Consider the following 15,547-nt stretch of genomic DNA (forward strand, 5'->3'; position numbering starts at 1 on the left):
GAGCTGATCAACGACCAGGGCGGAGTGGCCTGGTTCCACCGGACCACGTTGTGGGGCAACACCCTCGACCACAGCCGCACCGGCGCCTACACGCCCTTGCGCTTCCCCGGCCAGTACGCCGACCCGGAAACAGGCCTGAACTACAACTTCCACCGCCACTACGACCCGAGCACGGGACGGTACGGCAGTGGGGACCCGCTGGGGTTGGCGGCGGGGCCTAGGCCCCACGGTTATGTATTCAATCCTCAGGCCCTCGTTGACCCCTTGGGGTTGACGGCGGAGGATTCTACTAGGTGGGTTGACCCAAACACGATTAACTTTTCCCAGCGCACCATTTCCGGCAATGACTACGCTGAACTGATGCGGCAGAATAAGTGGGATTGGAATCGGTCTGATGCTGCGCTGCATGTGCTTGAGGTGGACGGGCAGCTGGTAACGTATGACAATCGAAGGCTTGATGCTGCTCGTGAGGTGGGCACTCCACTTGTTCCAGTGCAGCAGGTCAACCCCAATGCTCCTCATCCTGACAGCAGTAAGGGGATGACTTGGCAAGAAAAGTTTGAGCAGCGATTCAACGATCGAAGAAACAAGAAGGCTGGTGGCGTGGTTCCTGACACGGGCCTTCGGGAAAGGCCAGCGAAGCCGGGGTGTAACAAGTGACCAAGATTCAAGATCTGTGGAACCAGTGGATGCTTCCGATTAGAGATGGCATCTATGGTGCCAGTGGTGAAAGCTTCGCTGCAAGGTTGAGCTTCTCGGGGGGTTCGAAAGTTGAGGTGCTGGAGGAGTTTAGTCTCGATGAGATGATGGAGAACGACCCCGAGGAGGTGACCTCTATCGATATTACCAATAAGGTGGAGTGGTCTGGGGCGTACTTCTTCGCGGGGGAAGGGTCGTACGGGTCGGAAGGATTTTTCGGGCGAGAAACATCCGATGGTGAACTGATGTGGGTTGCCTATTTTGAAGAAGGTAATCCATTTCGGGATATCGAAGTTCGCGACGGCGTGGTCGGGTTTACCTCGACCGCGGGTTTTACGGTATACGCCGATGCTGATTCGGTCAGATTTCGTCCCGTGTCCGTTGATGAAGGGTCGGCCTGATGAAGTTCGGGCGGCCCGACCTGTCGGTCGATGTGCAGGGGTGATCGTGGGACACCGCTGCCACGCACCTGGTGCAGCGGTGTTCGGTGGGTGGGTTGTTGAGGAGGCGGCGGTGTACCGGGCCGGTGAGGAAGTGGCCGCAGGCGCAGGGGATTCGGAACGTTTCGTAGTGCGCGGGCACCAGGTGCCATCCGGTTTCCAGGACCGAGGTCATCCACGTGCAGCCCGCTACCGGGTGGTGGTCGGGGAGCGGGACGACTGATCCGCACCGGTCATGAACCGGCATCGCCGTCGCTCCGGGCGAGGGCGGCGAGCGCTTCGTGGATTCGTTCGCACTTGGTCGCGTCCACGGCGGCCCGGTACGGCTGGCGGCAGTAGTAGCAGGTGCGGATCGTCCGTTCCAGCGGTGTCCAGTCGGACGTCTCCGCCGCGTCCGCGCGGTGTTCGATCATTGATTCGGGTGGGTCGTGACGCTGCATTGCTCAGCCCCCTGCTCGGTCAGGTGAATCCGCGACGCCACTTCCGCTGCGACCGGGCCGTTGCCGAATCCGCTGGTAGCTTCGCTCCGTTTTGGTAATGGCGATCTTCGTAGGAGCATGGTGATCGCCTCAACCGAGTTGCCGGCTGCGCAGCGGGTGAACGTCGGGCGAGCGCCGTGCGGACGAGAACCGGGGAGTGAGCAGGTGGCAGCGACTCCGAAAGCACGTGCGCTGGGCATCGCCGTGCGCAAGATCCGCAACGAACGCCAGGTGACGTTGCGCGAGTTAGGGGAGCGGATCGGACGCCACTCCGGCGAGATCTCGCGCTGGGAGAACGGGGAGCGCCCGTTCACCCCGGAGCGGGTTGCGCAGATCCTCGGGGCGTTGGACGTCAACGGGACGCGGTTCCAGGAGATCGTGTCGCTGGCTTACGAGACGAAGAACCCGCCGTGGGTGGCGACGGCGTTGCCCGAGCGGGAGCAGCAGCTGTCGGCCTTGATCGACTTCGAGCAGGCCGCGACGCGGATCACCGAGGTCTCTCCGTTGCTGGTGCCGGGCTTGTTGCAGGAAGCGGGATACATTCGGGCGATCATGGGAGCGGGCGGAGTGCCGTCGAGCGAGGTGTCGGCGCGGGTCGCGCTGCGACTGGGGCGCCGCGAAGTGCTCACGCGAACCGATCCGGTGACCATGCGGGCGTTCCTCGGCGAGGCCGTGCTGCACCAGATCGTCGGCGACGCCGGGACCATGGCGGCGCAGCTGCGGCATCTGGTCGACAGCGCACGGCGCCCGAACGTCGAGCTGCGCGTGGTTCCGTTCCGCAGCGGCTGGCAACCGGCGCTGGAAGGCGCGTTCACACTGCTCGAATCGGAGGTGTCCACCCCGATCGTGCAGTTGGAGAACCGCCGTTCCACCTTGTTCCTGCACGAGGACGACGACATCAGGGCGTACCGCCAGGCCGTTGATCACCTGGACGACATCGCCCTCGGTGCGGCGGAAACGAGCAGAGCCATGGCCCGACGGATCCAGAGTCTGGAGCGAATGTGATGAGCGAACAACGCCGGTGGCTGAAGTCCAGCCGGAGTCAGAATGGCTCCGCGTGCGTTGAGGTGTCGGCGGATCTCCGCTTGGTGCGGGATTCGAAGGACCCATCAGGTCCGGTCTTACGCGTCGACGTGCCCGCGTTCACGGAGGCGGTCAAGCGAGGTCGTTTCGACCGCCGATGATCCGGGGCAGAGTCGCGCGCCCGGAACCCGCTGAGAGTTCCGGGCGCACCGCCTCAGTCCTCGCCCGATGTCCACGGGAACACGTACGACATCGCGAACCCGAGCAGTCCGGTGACTCCGGCCGCGATCGTCGTCGGTTCGCCCAGCAGGTCGACCGCGCCGGACACCAGCGCGGCGTTGCCGATGATGATGCCGACGGCTTGGACGAGGACCAGCGCGACGCCGAGCACCAGGAACACGACGAGGCAGACCTTGAACACCGGCATGCTGATCCGCTGCGCGAGGGCGCGGGCGGTGCCGGGCTGATGGGATTCGGTCGACATGGTTTCCCTTTCGCTCAGGCGGGAACGGGGAGCAGGCCGGTCGCGACGAGCACTCCGATGGCCAGGATCGGCAGCACGAACCAGAGGATGAGCCGCAGGAACGTGCGGGACGGATCGACGCCGGCGATGCCGGTGGCGATGTAGATCGGCGCGGCACCGGGCGGGGAGGCCCCCTCGGTCGAGGCGAAGATGAGGATGGCGGTGGCCGCGGCGGCCGGGGGTGCTCCGGCGGCGGTCAGGGCGCTGAAGGCGACGCCGCCGACCGCGGCGATGGTGGCGGTTCCGGTCAGCGGCGCCGCGATCACGACGAGCAGCAGCCCCACCACCGAGGCGACGATCCACAGCGGAGCCTCGAAGCCTTCCATGATGGTGGTGAGCTGCGCGACCAGTCCCAGCTCGCCGAGGCTGGCCGCCGCAGCGAACGCGAACAGCAGGGTGGCGCCGATGACCGCGTAGCGCGAAGCCATGTTGCCGAGGTACGTGCTCCACTCGCGTCCCGTGCGAGGCAGCCGCCGCCACGCCACGAGCAGCGTCGCGAGGATGGTGAGCACCGGGATCCACACGATGACGCTGATGTCGTCCGCCGCGTCGCCGACGCGGGATTCCAGGAATCGCACGCCGAAATCGAGCGTCAGCACGACCGGGATGGCGATGCCCGCGTACACCAGCAGCGAGCTGAAACCCTGCTTCAGCGCGACCCGCAACGGCGCGATGTCCTCGCCGGAGATCTTCGCGATCTGGAACCGGCGGACCCAGATGAACACCACGACGAACCGGTACAGCACCGTCCACAACCCACCGGCGAAGGCCGCGACGATGAGCTGGTCCGCGCTGAGCACCGGCGCCACCGCCGCCGAACCCAGCAGCAGGAACATCGACGAGCTCGGCGGGATGGAGATCCCCAGCCCGGCGTTGCCCGCGACCAGCGCCGCCGCCAGATCGGGCCGCCACCGCGACCGGATCATCCACGGGATCGTCACCGACCCGACGGAGGCGGCGATGCCGGAACCCGATCCGGCGGGGCCGCCGAGCAGGGCCGCCGCCGATGTCGACACGTACGCGGAACCTCCCCGGAGCCTGCCGAACACCGAGTTGAGCAATGTGACCTGCCGGTCGATGAGGCCGAGCTCGGTCATCAGATACCCCATGAACACGAACGCCAGGGCAGCGAACACCACCTCCTCGGAGAGGGCTTCGTCCAGCCCCGCGCGAGCGAGTTCCAGCGCGTCGCCGCCGCCGAACAGGCACACGGCGACGAATCCGACGAGCATCGCTTCGCCGATGTTGCGCTTCAGGACGGTGTTCCAGACGACGATGATCGCGATGTAGGTGATGAGTGCCCACACTGCTACGCCCACGACGAGCTCCTTTGAATCGTTGCGGGGTCACCGGGAAGGTGAGCGGATCGGACGGGGCGCGTCGTCGGGACCTGCGACGTCGGCGCCGGACTTCGGTGGCCGGCTCCGGCTCAGCCGCGTTCGGCGAGCCGGTCCGCGAGCGCGAGGGTGCTGCGGGCCTTGGCGATGATGGGCGCGTCGACGAACCGCCCGTCGGGCAGTGCCAGCGCGCCCTCGCCGCCGTGCTGCTCGGCCGCCGCGACGACCTCACCGGCGCGGGCGATCTCCTCGGGAGTCGGGCGGAACGCGTCCCGGATGATGGGGACCTGGCGGGGATGGATGGCGGAGCGGCCGAACATGCCGAGGGATCTGCCGTGCGCGCAGGACGCCCGCAGGCCCGCCTCGTCGTGTACGTCCGCGTGCACCGACATCGCCACCGGGGGCAGACCGGCCGCTGCTGCGGCCAGCACCAGCCGCAACCGGAGGTGGTCGAAGGCGCGTTGGTCCGTGATCGACAGTTCCGCCGCGAGATCCTGCTCGCCGAGCCCGACACCGGCGACCCTCGGGTGCGCGCAGATCGCCGCCGCGTCGGTGAGGCCGCGTGCCGATTCCAGCAGCGCCTGCACCGGTGTCGGCCGGTCGCCGAAAGCCTCGTCGACGACGGCGAGATCCCGTACGCCGTGGATCTTCGGGACCCGCACCGCGTCCAGGCCCGGCAGTTCGGCGAGCGCGGCGAGGTCCGCCCGACCGCGTTCCGTCGCCGGATCGTTGATCCGCACGTGCAGTTCGGGACCTGACCTGCGTTCGGCCAGGTGAGCGCACACGTTCTCGCGCGCCACGTCCTTGCGGTCGGCGCCGACCGCGTCCTCCAAGTCGAGGATCACGATGTCGGCGCCGCTGGCCGCGGCCTTGCCGAACCGCTCCGGACGATCACCGGGCACGTAGAGGGAGCACACCGGCGGCGTCATGCCACGACCCCGCTCTCCCGCAGCTCGGCGATGCGCTTCGCGGAGTAGGACAGCTCCGCCAGCACGTCGTCGGTGTGCCGTCCCAGCGGTGGGCCGAGCCAGCGCACTTCGCCGGGCGTGTCGGACAGCCGGAACAGCACGTTCTGCACGGTGGTGGCGCCCAGTTCGTCGTCGTCGAGTTCGACGAAGGTCTGCAACGCCTCGTACTGCGGGTCCTGCGCGATGTCCGAGACGTCGTAGACGAGCGCGATCGCGGCCTGGGCCTGCTCGAACGAGTCGATCACCTCGTCGGCGTCGCGTTCGGCGATCCAGGTGGCGACGGCCGAGTCCAGCTCCTCGACGTGTTCCACGCGCCCGCGTCCGTGCTGGAACCACGGTTGTTCGGCGAGGTCCGGCCGTCCGACGAGGTGCATGACGCGTTCGGCGATGGCCTGCGCGCTGGTGGAGACCGCGACCCAACGGCCGTCGCGGGTGCGGTAGGTGTTGCGCGGAGCGTTGCTGTTGGATCGGTTGCCGGTCCGCGGCGGGATGGTGCCGAGCATCTTGTACGCGGTCATCTGCGGACCGAGGATGCTCACGATCGGCTCGATGATGGCCATGTCGATGACTTGGCCGCGCCCGGTCTCGTCCCTGGCCCGCAGCGCGACCATGATCGCGTAGGACATGGCGAGCCCGGCGATCCCGTCGGCCATCGCCAACGGCGGCAGTACCGGTGGCCCGTCCGGTTCGCCGGTGGATGCGGCGAACCCGCTCATCGCTTCGGCGAGCGTGCCGAAGCCCGGCTGCCGCGACATCGGGCCGTGCTGGCCGAACCCGGTCATCCGGGCGACCACGAGCCGCGGGTTGATCGCTTGGAGGTCGGCGGGGGACAGCCCCCACCGTTCCAGCGTTCCTGGCCGGAAGTTCTCGATGAGCACGTCGGCGTCGGCGCAGAGTTCGCGGATGATCAGCTGGCCTTCGGTGGTGGAGAGGTTCACGGCGGCGGTCCGCTTGTTGCGCGCCAGGGTCTTCCACCAAAGACCGACGCCATCGGCAGATGCGCCGTGGCCGCGCGCCGGGTCGCCGCGGGTCGGGTGCTCGATCTTGATCACGTCGGCGCCGAAGTCCGCGAGCAGCATCGCGGCGGACGGCCCGGCGAACAGGGTCGCGGCGTCGATGACGCGTAATCCGGTGAGGCTGGTCATGGAGATGTAACTTATAAGATGCAACTTGTAAGTCAAGGGTTGTTCGTGGTCGAACCGGGAGCGCTCGGGCAGGTGCGGGAGACTGGTCGTCCGTTTCCCGACACGAAGGATGGCGATGCAGTCAGGAGAACCGGCAGTGAACCGGCCACCGATGAGCAAGGCGGACTACGTCTACGACGTGCTGCTGGGCGAGCTGCGCAACGCCAGCATTCCGGGCGGCACGCCGTTGAAGGCGAACTCCATCGCCGAACGCCTCGGTGTCTCGATCACTCCGGTGCGGGAGGCGTTGCGGCGCCTGGAGAAGGACCGCCTGATCAGCTACGAGAGCCACCACGGCGCCACCGTGATCGACCTCAGCGACGACGCGTTGCGGGAGTTCTACGATGTGCGGGCCGTCGTCGAGGGGCTCGGCGCCAAGCTCGCCGCGGAGCGGATCACCGCGGAGCAGCTCGACGAACTCCGCCGCGTGCACCGCTCGATGCTCGACGACGCGGCTCGGGAACGCCACGACCTGCTCGGCGAGCAGAGCCGCCGCTTCCACCTGCTGATCACCGACATCGGTGGACCGGCGTTCCTGGGGCGGCAGGCTCGGGCCATCCGGAACAGCTACCCGGTGCCCGCGGGGGCGTCGCTGTGGCTGGAACCGGTGCGCGCGCAGGGACACCTCGACGCGCACCAGCAGATCATCGACGCGTTCGCCGATCGGGACGGCTACACCGCCGAGCGGATCATGATCGAGCACGTCCGCTTCAGCGGCAGGTACCGCGCCGACCGCGACGTCGGCTGAACCGGCGAGCGACGTCGGGCGGGAAGAGGTCGGCGGTCGTTCGGCGTCGGGTAGCGGCCTTTCGGCCGAGGTTCCGCTCGGGCCGGGCCAGGCATGCTGGCATGCGTCCCACCGGCCCGTCGTCGCAGGGAGTTGGCTCGTAGTGCCGCGTTCGTTCTCGGTCGTCCTCAAGGCGCTTCTCGGCGTGGTGGTGCTGTGCGTCGTCGTTCTGGTGGTGGTCGGGCCGTCGTCGGTGGCGTTGCACGAGGAAGTGCTGCACGCGGAGCGCTCGCAGGATGCCGGGGTGACCTACGAGTACGGCGGGTCGCGGTACTCCAGCGATCTGTACCTGCTGCGGATTCTGCGGCCGACCGGTGTCGAGTACGAGTTGCACCTGGGGCCGCACGCCGAGGTCTCCTACTACCCGGTGGAGGTCGGCTTCGGGGCGGCCGACGAGCCGCGAATTCACGACGTCCGGTGGCTGCCCGATGGTGTCCGGGTGCTCTTCGCGTCGGGGGAGGCGTTGGAAGTGCCCGCCGACAACTTCCGCAGTGTTCGTTGAGGGATGGTGCCATGACGAACACCTGGCCGTCCGCCGGTGCGGGAGTTCTGCCGCTGCCCTCGGGAAAGCTCGTTCGCGGACGCGGGCTGCGGAACCCGCTGCCCGCGGGGCCGATGCCCGATTTCGCGCTGCACCTGCTCGGTCGCCGTCCTGAACCGGCGGAGTGGGAGAGCCGTTGGGTGCGCTGGCCCGACTTCCGGCTTCCGCTGGACCGGTGGGACTTCGCCGATGCCTTGCGCGACTTGCTGGAGCGGGCGAGTGCCGAACGCGTCGAAGTCGCCTGCGGGGGCGGTGTCGGGCGGACGGGAACCGCGCTCGCATGCCTCGCCGTGCTCGACGGCGTTCCGCGCGCGGACGCGGTCGGCTACGTTCGGCGCCACTACTCGCCGCGCGCCGTAGAAACTCCGTGGCAGCGGAGGTTCGTGCGCCGCTGGAGCGCGAGTTGACAGCGCTACACCGTGCGTCAGCGCGAGTCGGTCAGGAAGTCCACGACCAGGGGTGAGGCGATGTCGCGGAACTCGTCGAAGTAGGCGTGGCGGGCTCCCGGCAGAACGTGCTTGGTGGCATGGGGAATTCGCTCCTCCAAGAGGTCGGCGTTGACGACGGGGGCGAAGCGGTCGGCGTCGCCGTGCAAGATCAAGGTGCGGGACTGGATCTCCGACAGGTGGTCCCAGGCGTCGTGCCGGGCGCTGACCCGCAGGTGCAGGCGGGTGGCTCCCGGCGTCATCGACGGGTCGCCGAGGACGGTGCTCTGCTCCGGCGTGCCGGTCCACGCGTCGGTGTACATCAGCTCGAACAGCGCGCGCCGGCGTTGCGCCGGGTCGGGGTTCATCAACGAGCGGCGCACCTGCTGGTCCCGCTCGACCGCGTGCGCGCCTCCGGGCGTGGTGCACCCGAGCACCAACCGGTCCACCAACTCCGGACGGTCCACGGCGAGCCACTGCGCGATGCGTCCGCCCATCGACGTGCCGTAGACGTGGGCGTGCGAGTGACCGGCCTCGTGCAGCACCGCGGCGGCGTCCGCGGCGAAGGACCTGGTCGTCCAGTCGGCCTCCGGTGCCGACGTGGCCCCGGTGCCCCGGTAGTCGAAGGTGATGGTGCGGAACCGGTCCTCGAAGTCCGAGCGCACCCCGTCCCACCAGCGTTGCGAGTTCGCCTGCCCCTGTAGCAGGAGCAGTGCGGGGCCGTCTTGGTTCCCCTCGACGCGGTAGCCGAGCCGGGCGCCGTCGGTGGTGGTGAACTCGCTCATGGCGGCAGTATCGTCCTTCACCCGAAGCCGACCGTGGCCCGGGCGTGCACGGTGTCGGGGTCGCTTCGCACCGAGAGCTCGGCCTCGTCGGCGGGATCGCCCACCACCAGCACGGGATCTCCGGCGAACACGGGTCTTCGAAGCCGGTAGTCCACATTGGACACAGGGCGATCCGGGATGCCGCGCCGGGCGAGTTCGGTCATCAGCAGGACCAGGATCGGGCCGTGCACGACCAGATCCGGGTAGGACTCGACCTCGCGCGCGTACGGCGCGTCGTAGTGGATGCGGTGCGAGTTCGCCGTCAGCGCGCTGAACCGGAACAGCCGCACCGGGTCACCGGTGAACGACTGCTGCCACGCCGCGTCGGAGGTCGGAAGCCGGTGCGGTCGCGCCACTTCCGGGGTCTTCGCCGTGCTTTCGCCGCTGCGGTAGACGTAGTCCTGCTCCTCGGTCAGGCGCAGGTCGCCCCCTTGGCGGTACTCGCTGCGCACGGTCACGAACGCCATCTCGCCCGAGCGGCCGGTCTTCACCGCGACGGCGCCCAGCGACCGCGTCCGCTCGGCGGGGACGCCCACGGTGAGCGGGCGGGTGACGGTGAGCCTGCCGCCCGCGAACATCCGCCGGCGATCGGGAACGGGCGGCAGGAAGTGCCCGGCCGCGGGATGTCCGTCGTCCCCGAGCTCGCCGTGCGGTGGCCAGTCCAGGAAGTACGCCCAGTGCCACAGCGCGGGCAGTTCGTCGCCCTCGGCGAAACCGTCGCCGGTCTCCAGGACCGCGGCGAGCGCGCCCGCCGGTTCGGGTGGCATCGGGTCCATCTCCACGACCGGTCGCGGAGCCCATCCTCGGAGGTGATCGTCGAGGTTCGACATCGGTGCTCCTCTCGGTGCGCGACGCGCATTTCGATCGGTGCCGCCCGGCGCTCAGGGGAGCGGCCGATGCGTGATTCCGCCGTACAAATGACCCGGCAAGCTTGTGGTTCTGGGTGCGCGGGTGTCAACGCTTCGGCGATGCGGAGTGCTGGATACACCCTGATCAAGTGATTTTCCATTTATGCGGCCGAAAACGGGCATCGGCCATCGATCCAGTTGACCGCATCGGGTCATTGACCCGTCGTCGGATTCGGCCGTACAAATGAGCTGCGGCGCCGCCGACCTGCGCGCCCCACGCCGTCAGCCGGGCAGGAGCGAGATCATGAGCACGCTGGACGTCCTGGACCCCGACGAGCGGCTGATCCTCGACACGGTCCGGGACTTCGTCGACAAGGACGTCAAACCCGTCGCGCGGGAGCTCGAACACGCCGACACCTACCCGGAGGCGCTGATCGAGCAGATGAAGAGCCTCGGCATCTTCGGTCTCGCCATTCCGGACGAGCACGGCGGCACACCGGTGTCCACGGCGTGCTACGTGCTCATCACCGAAGAGCTGGCGCGCGGATGGATGAGCCTGGCCGGGGCGATGGGCGGGCACACCGTCGTTTCGAAGCTGCTGCTGCACTTCGGCACCGAGCAGCAGCGCCGCCACTACCTGCCGCGGATGGCCACCGGCGAGATCCGCGCGACCATGGCGTTGACCGAACCCGGCGGCGGGTCCGACCTGCAGGCCATGAGCACGCACGCCCGGCGCGACGGGGACGGCTACTCCGTCAACGGGTCCAAGACGTGGATCACGAACTCGCGGCGATCCCAGCTGATCGCGTTGCTGTGCAAGACGAATCCGGACGCCGATCCCGCGCACCGGGGCATCTCGATCCTGCTGGTGGAGCACGGTCCGGGCCTGACCGTTTCCCGGGACCTGCCGAAGCTGGGCTACAAGGGAGTGGAGAGCTGCGAGCTGTCCTTCACCGACTACCGCGCCCCTGCCGACGCGGTGCTCGGCGGGGTCGAGGGCGGGGGTTTCGCGCAGATGATGAAAGGACTGGAGACGGGCCGCATCCAGGTCGCCTCCCGCGCGCTGGGCGTGGGCCGGGCCGCGCTGGAGGATGCGCTGCGCTACGCCCAGGAGCGGGAGAGCTTCGGCAAACCGATCTGGAAGCACCAGTCCATCGGGAACCTGCTCGCCGACATGGCCACCAAACTCACCGCGGCCCGCCAGCTCACCCTCCACGCGGCGCGGGAGGCCGATGCGGGCCGCCGGGTGGACATGGAAGCGGGCATGGCGAAGCTGTGCGCGTCCGAGACGGCGATGGAGATCGCGCTGAACGCGGTGCGGGTGCACGGCGGTTACGGCTACTCCACCGAATTCGACGTGGAGCGCTACTTCCGCGACGCTCCCCTGATGATCGTGGGGGAGGGGACCAACGAGATCCAGCGCAACGTGATCGTCTCGCAGCTGGTGTCGCGCGGCGGCCTGGACGCGTGAGCGGCCCGGGAGGTCGGCTCGACGAGCCGGGTGATCGCGGGGGTTTTCGCCGTCGGCGAAGGGAAAACGCCGGTTGAACCGGGTGGGTTCCACGGGTGGAAGGGGAGGTGACGGGCGTGGCGGCAGCGGGTGCGGATGGCCGCGAGAGCGCCTACTCGCGGCTCGAACGCGAGCTGCGCGCCGCCATCCTGCGGCGCGAATATCCCGAAGGCACCCGGTTGCCCACGGAGGCCGAGCTCGCCGAGGACCACCGGGTGAGCCGCCAGACGGTGCGCCGCGCCTTCCAGGACCTCGTGGCCGAGGGCATGGTGCACCGGGTCCCGGGGCGCGGCACGTTCGCGTCGCCGCGCGACGAGCAGTACCTGCGCCAGTTCGGTTCCGTCGACGACCTGATGGGCCTGTCCCTGGACGCCACGATGATGCTGGTGGCGCCGTTGCGGAGGCAGATCGATCTGGACGCCGCGGGCAGGCTGCGGGTGCGGACCGACCGGGTGCACACGCTGTCGTTCCTGCGGTTGCACGACGAAGTGCCGTTCTGCCTCACCACCGTGTACCTCCCGCCGGCGGTGGGATCACTGCTGGAATCGGTACCGGAGCTGACCGAAGTGGGCGCCCGCAGCGAGGTGACGATCATCGGACTGCTCGACGAGCGGATGGCCGACCCGATCGCGGAAGCCGAGCAGAGCATCACCGTCGGCCACGCCTCGTCGACCGTGGCCGAGCACCTGCGGTGCGAACCGCGTCGCGACCTGCTGCGGATCGACCGGATCTACCACGACACGGCGGGTGTGCCCGTGGAGCTCGCGGTGAGCCACTTCCTCCCCGAGCACTACTCCTACCGGGTGCACCTCCGCCGCACGCTCCGCTGAACCCGCATTCGGCCGCTGCGCACCGAGCCCGTCGTGGGCCGGTGCGGTACCGCGCGGAGCCTCAGGCTTCGATCCAGTTGTGCGTGCGGGCGAGGTCGGTGAGCTTGCGGCGCACTTGCAGGATCTGCGCGGCGGTCAGGGTGGGGACCGCGTCCAGCAGTGCTTCGGTGAGTTCGGTGCGGAATTCGAGCACCGACAGCACGTCGCACAGGCCGTCGTCGTCGTGGTCCCGGCGCGGCCGGCCTTCCGGTTCGGCGTCCAGCAGCCGCACGTTCGATGCCTTCAGGCCGCGGTCGCCGGCTTCGATCGCGAACTCGACGCGGGCCCCCGGCCGGAACTGCTGCTTGGCCTCTTGGATGTCGTTCGCGTGCACGAAGACGTCTTCGCCGCCGTCGTCGGGCGCGAGGAAGCCGTAACCACGATCGTCGTCGAACCGGACGACCTTGCCGTTCACCATCGAGTGAACCCCCATGAGTCGGTTGCAGAGCTGAACTGGTGCCGGTTGGCATAGTAATGACGCGCTCGCGACGGGCGGGAGTCGGCTCGTCCGATCGGCCGCCGAGGATGGTCCGTGCGGCAGACGACCTTCGTCATCGGTCCACAGTAGATTGATGCGGGTCCGGGCTCGGGGGAACGAGGCGCGAATGAGATCAGCAATGCTGATCTGTTCGTGGACTGTGCTGGTCGTGCAGGTGATGCGGATGCGTCCGTTCGGAGGTGACATCATGGCGCGGGTGAGCAGCCAACCAGAGCGGTCCGGTCCGGTGGACGAGGCGGATGCCGCGATCCCGCATCCACCGTTGACGCTGTACCTCGTCAAGAGGCTGGAGCTGGTGATCCGGGCGCTGATGGACGACGCGCTGCGCCCGCTCGGGTTGACCACGTTGCAGTACACGGCGTTGACCGTGCTGCAGAACAAGGGTTCGCTGTCCTCGGCCCAGCTGGCCCGCCGCTCGTTCCTGCGTCCGCAGACCATGCACGAAATGGTGCTGACCCTGGAGAAGCGCGGTCTGATCGCGCGCGGGCAGGACGAGGCGAACAAGCGGGTGCTGCTCGCGTCGCTGACCGATGCCGGGTCGCGGTTGCTCGCCGAGTGCGCGCCCGCGGTGCTGGAGTTGGAGGCCGAGCTGCTGGCCGACCTCAGTCCGGGGCAGCGCGAAACGTTCCGGGAAGGGCTGGAGCACGGCATCGCCACGCTCGCCGCGGTCTCCGAGGCTCGGCGGGCCTGAGTGGCGCGTCGGCAGGCGGGGGCGCATCGCCCGCGCCTGCCGCGCAGGAATCCGGATCTTGATGTCCGGTGACGCCTTGTCCTCCGCGTCCCGATGTAACATTATCAGGAACCCTGAGCCTCCAAGTGGCGAACGGGAGCGGATCATGGGATTGCTGCAGGACGCGGACTGGACCGGCCGGATCTTCACCGACGGCTGGCGAGCAGGCACCGGCGGTCCGCCGCACCAGGCGATCGAACCGGCCACCGGCACCGTGCTGGCCGAAGTCGGACAGGCGAGCGCGCACGACGCCCTCGACGCCGCGCGCCGCGCCGAACAGGCACAACGGGACTGGGCCGCGACACCCGCGTTCGAACGCGCCGCCGTGCTCTCCCGCGCGGCCGTCCTGTTCGAGCAGCACGCCGCCGAAATCGGCGACTGGATCGTGCGCGAATCCGGCTCCACCCGGTTCAAAGCCGGCATCGAAACGAATGCCGCCACCGCCGAAAGCACCGAAGCCGCCGCGCTCGCCTCCGCGCCGCACGGCGAACTGCTGCACTCGCCGATGCCCCGGTTCAGCGTGCAACGCCGCGTCCCCGCAGGCGTCGTCTCGGTGATCTCCCCGTTCAACTTCCCGTTGATCCTCTCCATCCGGTCGGTGGCACCGGCATTGGCACTGGGCAACGCGGTCCTGCTCAAACCCGACCCGCGCACCGCGGTCTGCGGCGGAGTCGTGATCGCCCGCATCTTCGAAGAAGCCGGACTGCCGCCGGGCGTGCTGCAACTGCTGCCGGGCGGAATCGAAGTCGGCAGCGCGCTGATCGACGCGCCGCAAGTGCGCGTCGTGTCCTTCACCGGATCCACCCCCGCAGGCCGGGCCATCGGCGCGCAAGCGGCGAAGACGTTCACCCGCACGCACCTCGAACTCGGCGGCAACAGCGCGCTGATCGTGCTCGACGACGTGGACGTGGCGGCAGCGGCGTCCTGCGGCGCGTTCGGCAACTTCATCCACTCCGGACAGGTCTGCATGGCCGTGGGCAGGCACCTGGTGCACGAATCGATCTACGAGGAGTACGTCGACGTGCTGGGCCGCAAAGCCGACGCGCTGCGGGTCGGCGACGGCTACCGGGACGACGTGCAGCTCGGCCCCATCATCGACGGCGAGCAGCTCGACCACGCGAAGGACCTCGTCGACCGCAGCGTCGCCGCCGGAGCCCGGCTCGTCGCGGGCGGCACCCACGAAGGGCTGTTCTACCGGCCGACGGTCCTCGCCGACTGCACCTCCGACACCCCGGCCTACGCCGAAGAGGTGTTCGGGCCCGTCGCCAGCGTGCGCCCGTTCTCCGACGTGGACGAAGCGGTCGCACTCGCCGCCGACAGCGAATTCGGCCTGAGCCTCGGCGTGCTCGGCAACGACCTCGCCACGGCGATGTCCATCGCCGACCGCATCCCGTCCGGACAGGTGCACATCAACGACCAGACCGTCAACGACGACGCCAACGCGCCGTTCGGCGGAGTCAGGGCGTCCGGCTCGTCCAGAGTCGGCGGGCCGCACGCGAACGCGGAAGCCTTCACCGAAACCCAATGGGTCACCCTCAGGCCCACCGCACCCACGTATCCGTTCTGACCCTGGTTCGGCTTGGTGCGTGGGCGGGTTGTGGAGGTGAGTTCGGCTTGGCGTGCGGGGTCGGGTTTTTGAGCCGGGCCCGGTTTGGGCGTGTGGCTGGGCTTTGGAGTCTTGTTCGGCTTGGCGTGTGGCGTCGGGTTTTAGAGCCTTCCCCGGTTGGGCGTGTGGTTGCTGTGGTGCGTGGAATGCCGGGTTTACTGATTGCTTCCACGGCTGGTGTTGCTGGGGTGTCCGGGTAGCGGAACCTCAGTCGGTCTCTCGCTGCGGGATCTTTTTCCCGAGTGGCTCCGCCAC

At 68.6% G+C, this 15,547-nt stretch carries 19 protein-coding genes; 11 read left to right on the forward strand and 8 right to left on the reverse strand.

The annotated features are described in order from the left end of the window. Together ACWD38_RS28085 and ACWD38_RS28090 are read left to right on the forward strand one after the other, a co-directional pair. Positions 1–660: RHS repeat-associated core domain-containing protein (locus ACWD38_RS28085; protein WP_450125260.1), on the forward strand; the 660-nt coding region annotated here is incomplete at its 5' end. Beyond that, on the forward strand, positions 657–1,100 hold the full coding sequence (locus ACWD38_RS28090; protein WP_258348594.1) for a hypothetical protein: 444 nt from the start codon (positions 657–659) through the stop codon (positions 1,098–1,100). The genes ACWD38_RS28085 and ACWD38_RS28090, both read left to right, overlap by 4 nt. A 272-nt stretch (positions 1,101–1,372) precedes the next feature. Here the strand turns inward: ACWD38_RS28090 and ACWD38_RS28095 are convergent, their stop codons facing one another. Beyond that, positions 1,373–1,552, reverse strand: coding sequence for a hypothetical protein (locus ACWD38_RS28095; RefSeq protein ID WP_184478454.1), 180 nt, complete (start codon positions 1,550–1,552; stop codon positions 1,373–1,375). A gap of 231 nt (positions 1,553–1,783) precedes the next feature. On the opposite strand from ACWD38_RS28095, the gene ACWD38_RS28100 reads away from it, so the two are divergent. After that, positions 1,784–2,623: a helix-turn-helix domain-containing protein gene (locus tag ACWD38_RS28100; protein ID WP_343071310.1), complete on the forward strand. Its 840-nt coding sequence runs from the start codon at positions 1,784–1,786 to the stop codon at positions 2,621–2,623. Next, positions 2,623–2,802, forward strand: coding sequence for a DUF397 domain-containing protein (locus tag ACWD38_RS28105; protein WP_184478456.1), 180 nt, complete (start codon positions 2,623–2,625; stop codon positions 2,800–2,802). The genes ACWD38_RS28100 and ACWD38_RS28105 overlap by 1 nt, the downstream gene beginning before the upstream one ends. 53 nt (positions 2,803–2,855) lie before the next feature. Here ACWD38_RS28105 and ACWD38_RS28110 read toward each other — a convergent pair whose 3' ends face one another. The 4 genes from ACWD38_RS28110 to ACWD38_RS28125 all read right to left on the reverse strand — a co-directional run bounded on the left by ACWD38_RS28110 (position 2,856) and on the right by ACWD38_RS28125 (position 6,614). Continuing rightward, the gene (locus ACWD38_RS28110) at positions 2,856–3,125 is read right to left on the reverse strand and encodes a hypothetical protein (protein WP_450125261.1); all 270 of its coding nucleotides are present in this window, start codon (positions 3,123–3,125) and stop codon (positions 2,856–2,858) included. Between the two features lie 14 nt (positions 3,126–3,139). Further along, positions 3,140–4,483 carry a TRAP transporter large permease subunit gene (locus ACWD38_RS28115; protein WP_450125262.1) on the reverse strand — a complete coding sequence of 448 codons (1,344 nt, stop codon included), beginning with the start codon at positions 4,481–4,483 and terminating at the stop codon, positions 3,140–3,142. A gap of 110 nt (positions 4,484–4,593) precedes the next feature. After that, complete coding sequence (locus ACWD38_RS28120; RefSeq protein ID WP_450125263.1) at positions 4,594–5,430, reverse strand: HpcH/HpaI aldolase/citrate lyase family protein; 837 nt, start codon at positions 5,428–5,430, stop codon at positions 4,594–4,596. Continuing rightward, entirely contained in the window at positions 5,427–6,614 is a 1,188-nt protein-coding gene (locus ACWD38_RS28125) for a CaiB/BaiF CoA transferase family protein (protein WP_450125265.1), read from the reverse strand. Before ACWD38_RS28125 ends, ACWD38_RS28120 begins: the two co-directional genes overlap by 4 nt. 136 nt (positions 6,615–6,750) lie before the next feature. On the opposite strand from ACWD38_RS28125, the gene ACWD38_RS28130 reads away from it, so the two are divergent. The 3 genes from ACWD38_RS28130 to ACWD38_RS28140 all read left to right on the forward strand — a co-directional run bounded on the left by ACWD38_RS28130 (position 6,751) and on the right by ACWD38_RS28140 (position 8,388). Further along, entirely contained in the window at positions 6,751–7,401 is a 651-nt protein-coding gene (locus ACWD38_RS28130; protein ID WP_221315758.1) for an FCD domain-containing protein, read from the forward strand. Positions 7,402–7,543: 142 nt separating this feature from the next. Further along, on the forward strand, positions 7,544–7,942 hold the full coding sequence (locus ACWD38_RS28135; RefSeq protein ID WP_184478464.1) for a hypothetical protein: 399 nt from the start codon (positions 7,544–7,546) through the stop codon (positions 7,940–7,942). Positions 7,943–7,953: 11 nt separating this feature from the next. Beyond that, positions 7,954–8,388, forward strand: coding sequence for a protein-tyrosine phosphatase family protein (locus ACWD38_RS28140; protein ID WP_184478466.1), 435 nt, complete (start codon positions 7,954–7,956; stop codon positions 8,386–8,388). 17 nt (positions 8,389–8,405) lie between these two features. Here ACWD38_RS28140 and ACWD38_RS28145 read toward each other — a convergent pair whose 3' ends face one another. Then, positions 8,406–9,191: an alpha/beta fold hydrolase gene (locus ACWD38_RS28145; RefSeq protein WP_450125264.1), complete on the reverse strand. Its 786-nt coding sequence runs from the start codon at positions 9,189–9,191 to the stop codon at positions 8,406–8,408. Positions 9,192–9,208: 17 nt separating this feature from the next. After that, positions 9,209–10,060 carry a hypothetical protein gene (locus tag ACWD38_RS28150; protein WP_184478470.1) on the reverse strand — a complete coding sequence of 284 codons (852 nt, stop codon included), beginning with the start codon at positions 10,058–10,060 and terminating at the stop codon, positions 9,209–9,211. A gap of 322 nt (positions 10,061–10,382) precedes the next feature. Between ACWD38_RS28150 and ACWD38_RS28155 the strand changes: the two genes are divergently transcribed. Both ACWD38_RS28155 and ACWD38_RS28160 read left to right on the forward strand, forming a co-directional pair. Beyond that, positions 10,383–11,549, forward strand: coding sequence for an acyl-CoA dehydrogenase family protein (locus tag ACWD38_RS28155; RefSeq protein ID WP_184478472.1), 1,167 nt, complete (start codon positions 10,383–10,385; stop codon positions 11,547–11,549). A gap of 116 nt (positions 11,550–11,665) precedes the next feature. Then, positions 11,666–12,418, forward strand: coding sequence for a GntR family transcriptional regulator (locus ACWD38_RS28160; RefSeq protein ID WP_184478474.1), 753 nt, complete (start codon positions 11,666–11,668; stop codon positions 12,416–12,418). 61 nt (positions 12,419–12,479) lie between these two features. On the opposite strand, the gene ACWD38_RS28165 is transcribed toward ACWD38_RS28160, so the two are convergent. Then, positions 12,480–12,875: a cold-shock protein gene (locus ACWD38_RS28165; RefSeq protein WP_184478476.1), complete on the reverse strand. Its 396-nt coding sequence runs from the start codon at positions 12,873–12,875 to the stop codon at positions 12,480–12,482. Positions 12,876–13,182: 307 nt separating this feature from the next. Between ACWD38_RS28165 and ACWD38_RS28170 the strand changes: the two genes are divergently transcribed. Together ACWD38_RS28170 and ACWD38_RS28175 are read left to right on the forward strand one after the other, a co-directional pair. Continuing rightward, entirely contained in the window at positions 13,183–13,647 is a 465-nt protein-coding gene (locus ACWD38_RS28170; RefSeq protein ID WP_450125266.1) for a MarR family winged helix-turn-helix transcriptional regulator, read from the forward strand. 145 nt (positions 13,648–13,792) lie between these two features. After that, positions 13,793–15,253, forward strand: coding sequence for an aldehyde dehydrogenase family protein (locus tag ACWD38_RS28175; RefSeq protein WP_184478478.1), 1,461 nt, complete (start codon positions 13,793–13,795; stop codon positions 15,251–15,253). Positions 15,254–15,547: the final 294 nt, after the last annotated feature.

The sequence above is a fragment of the Saccharopolyspora sp. NPDC002578 genome, assembly GCF_053592695.1.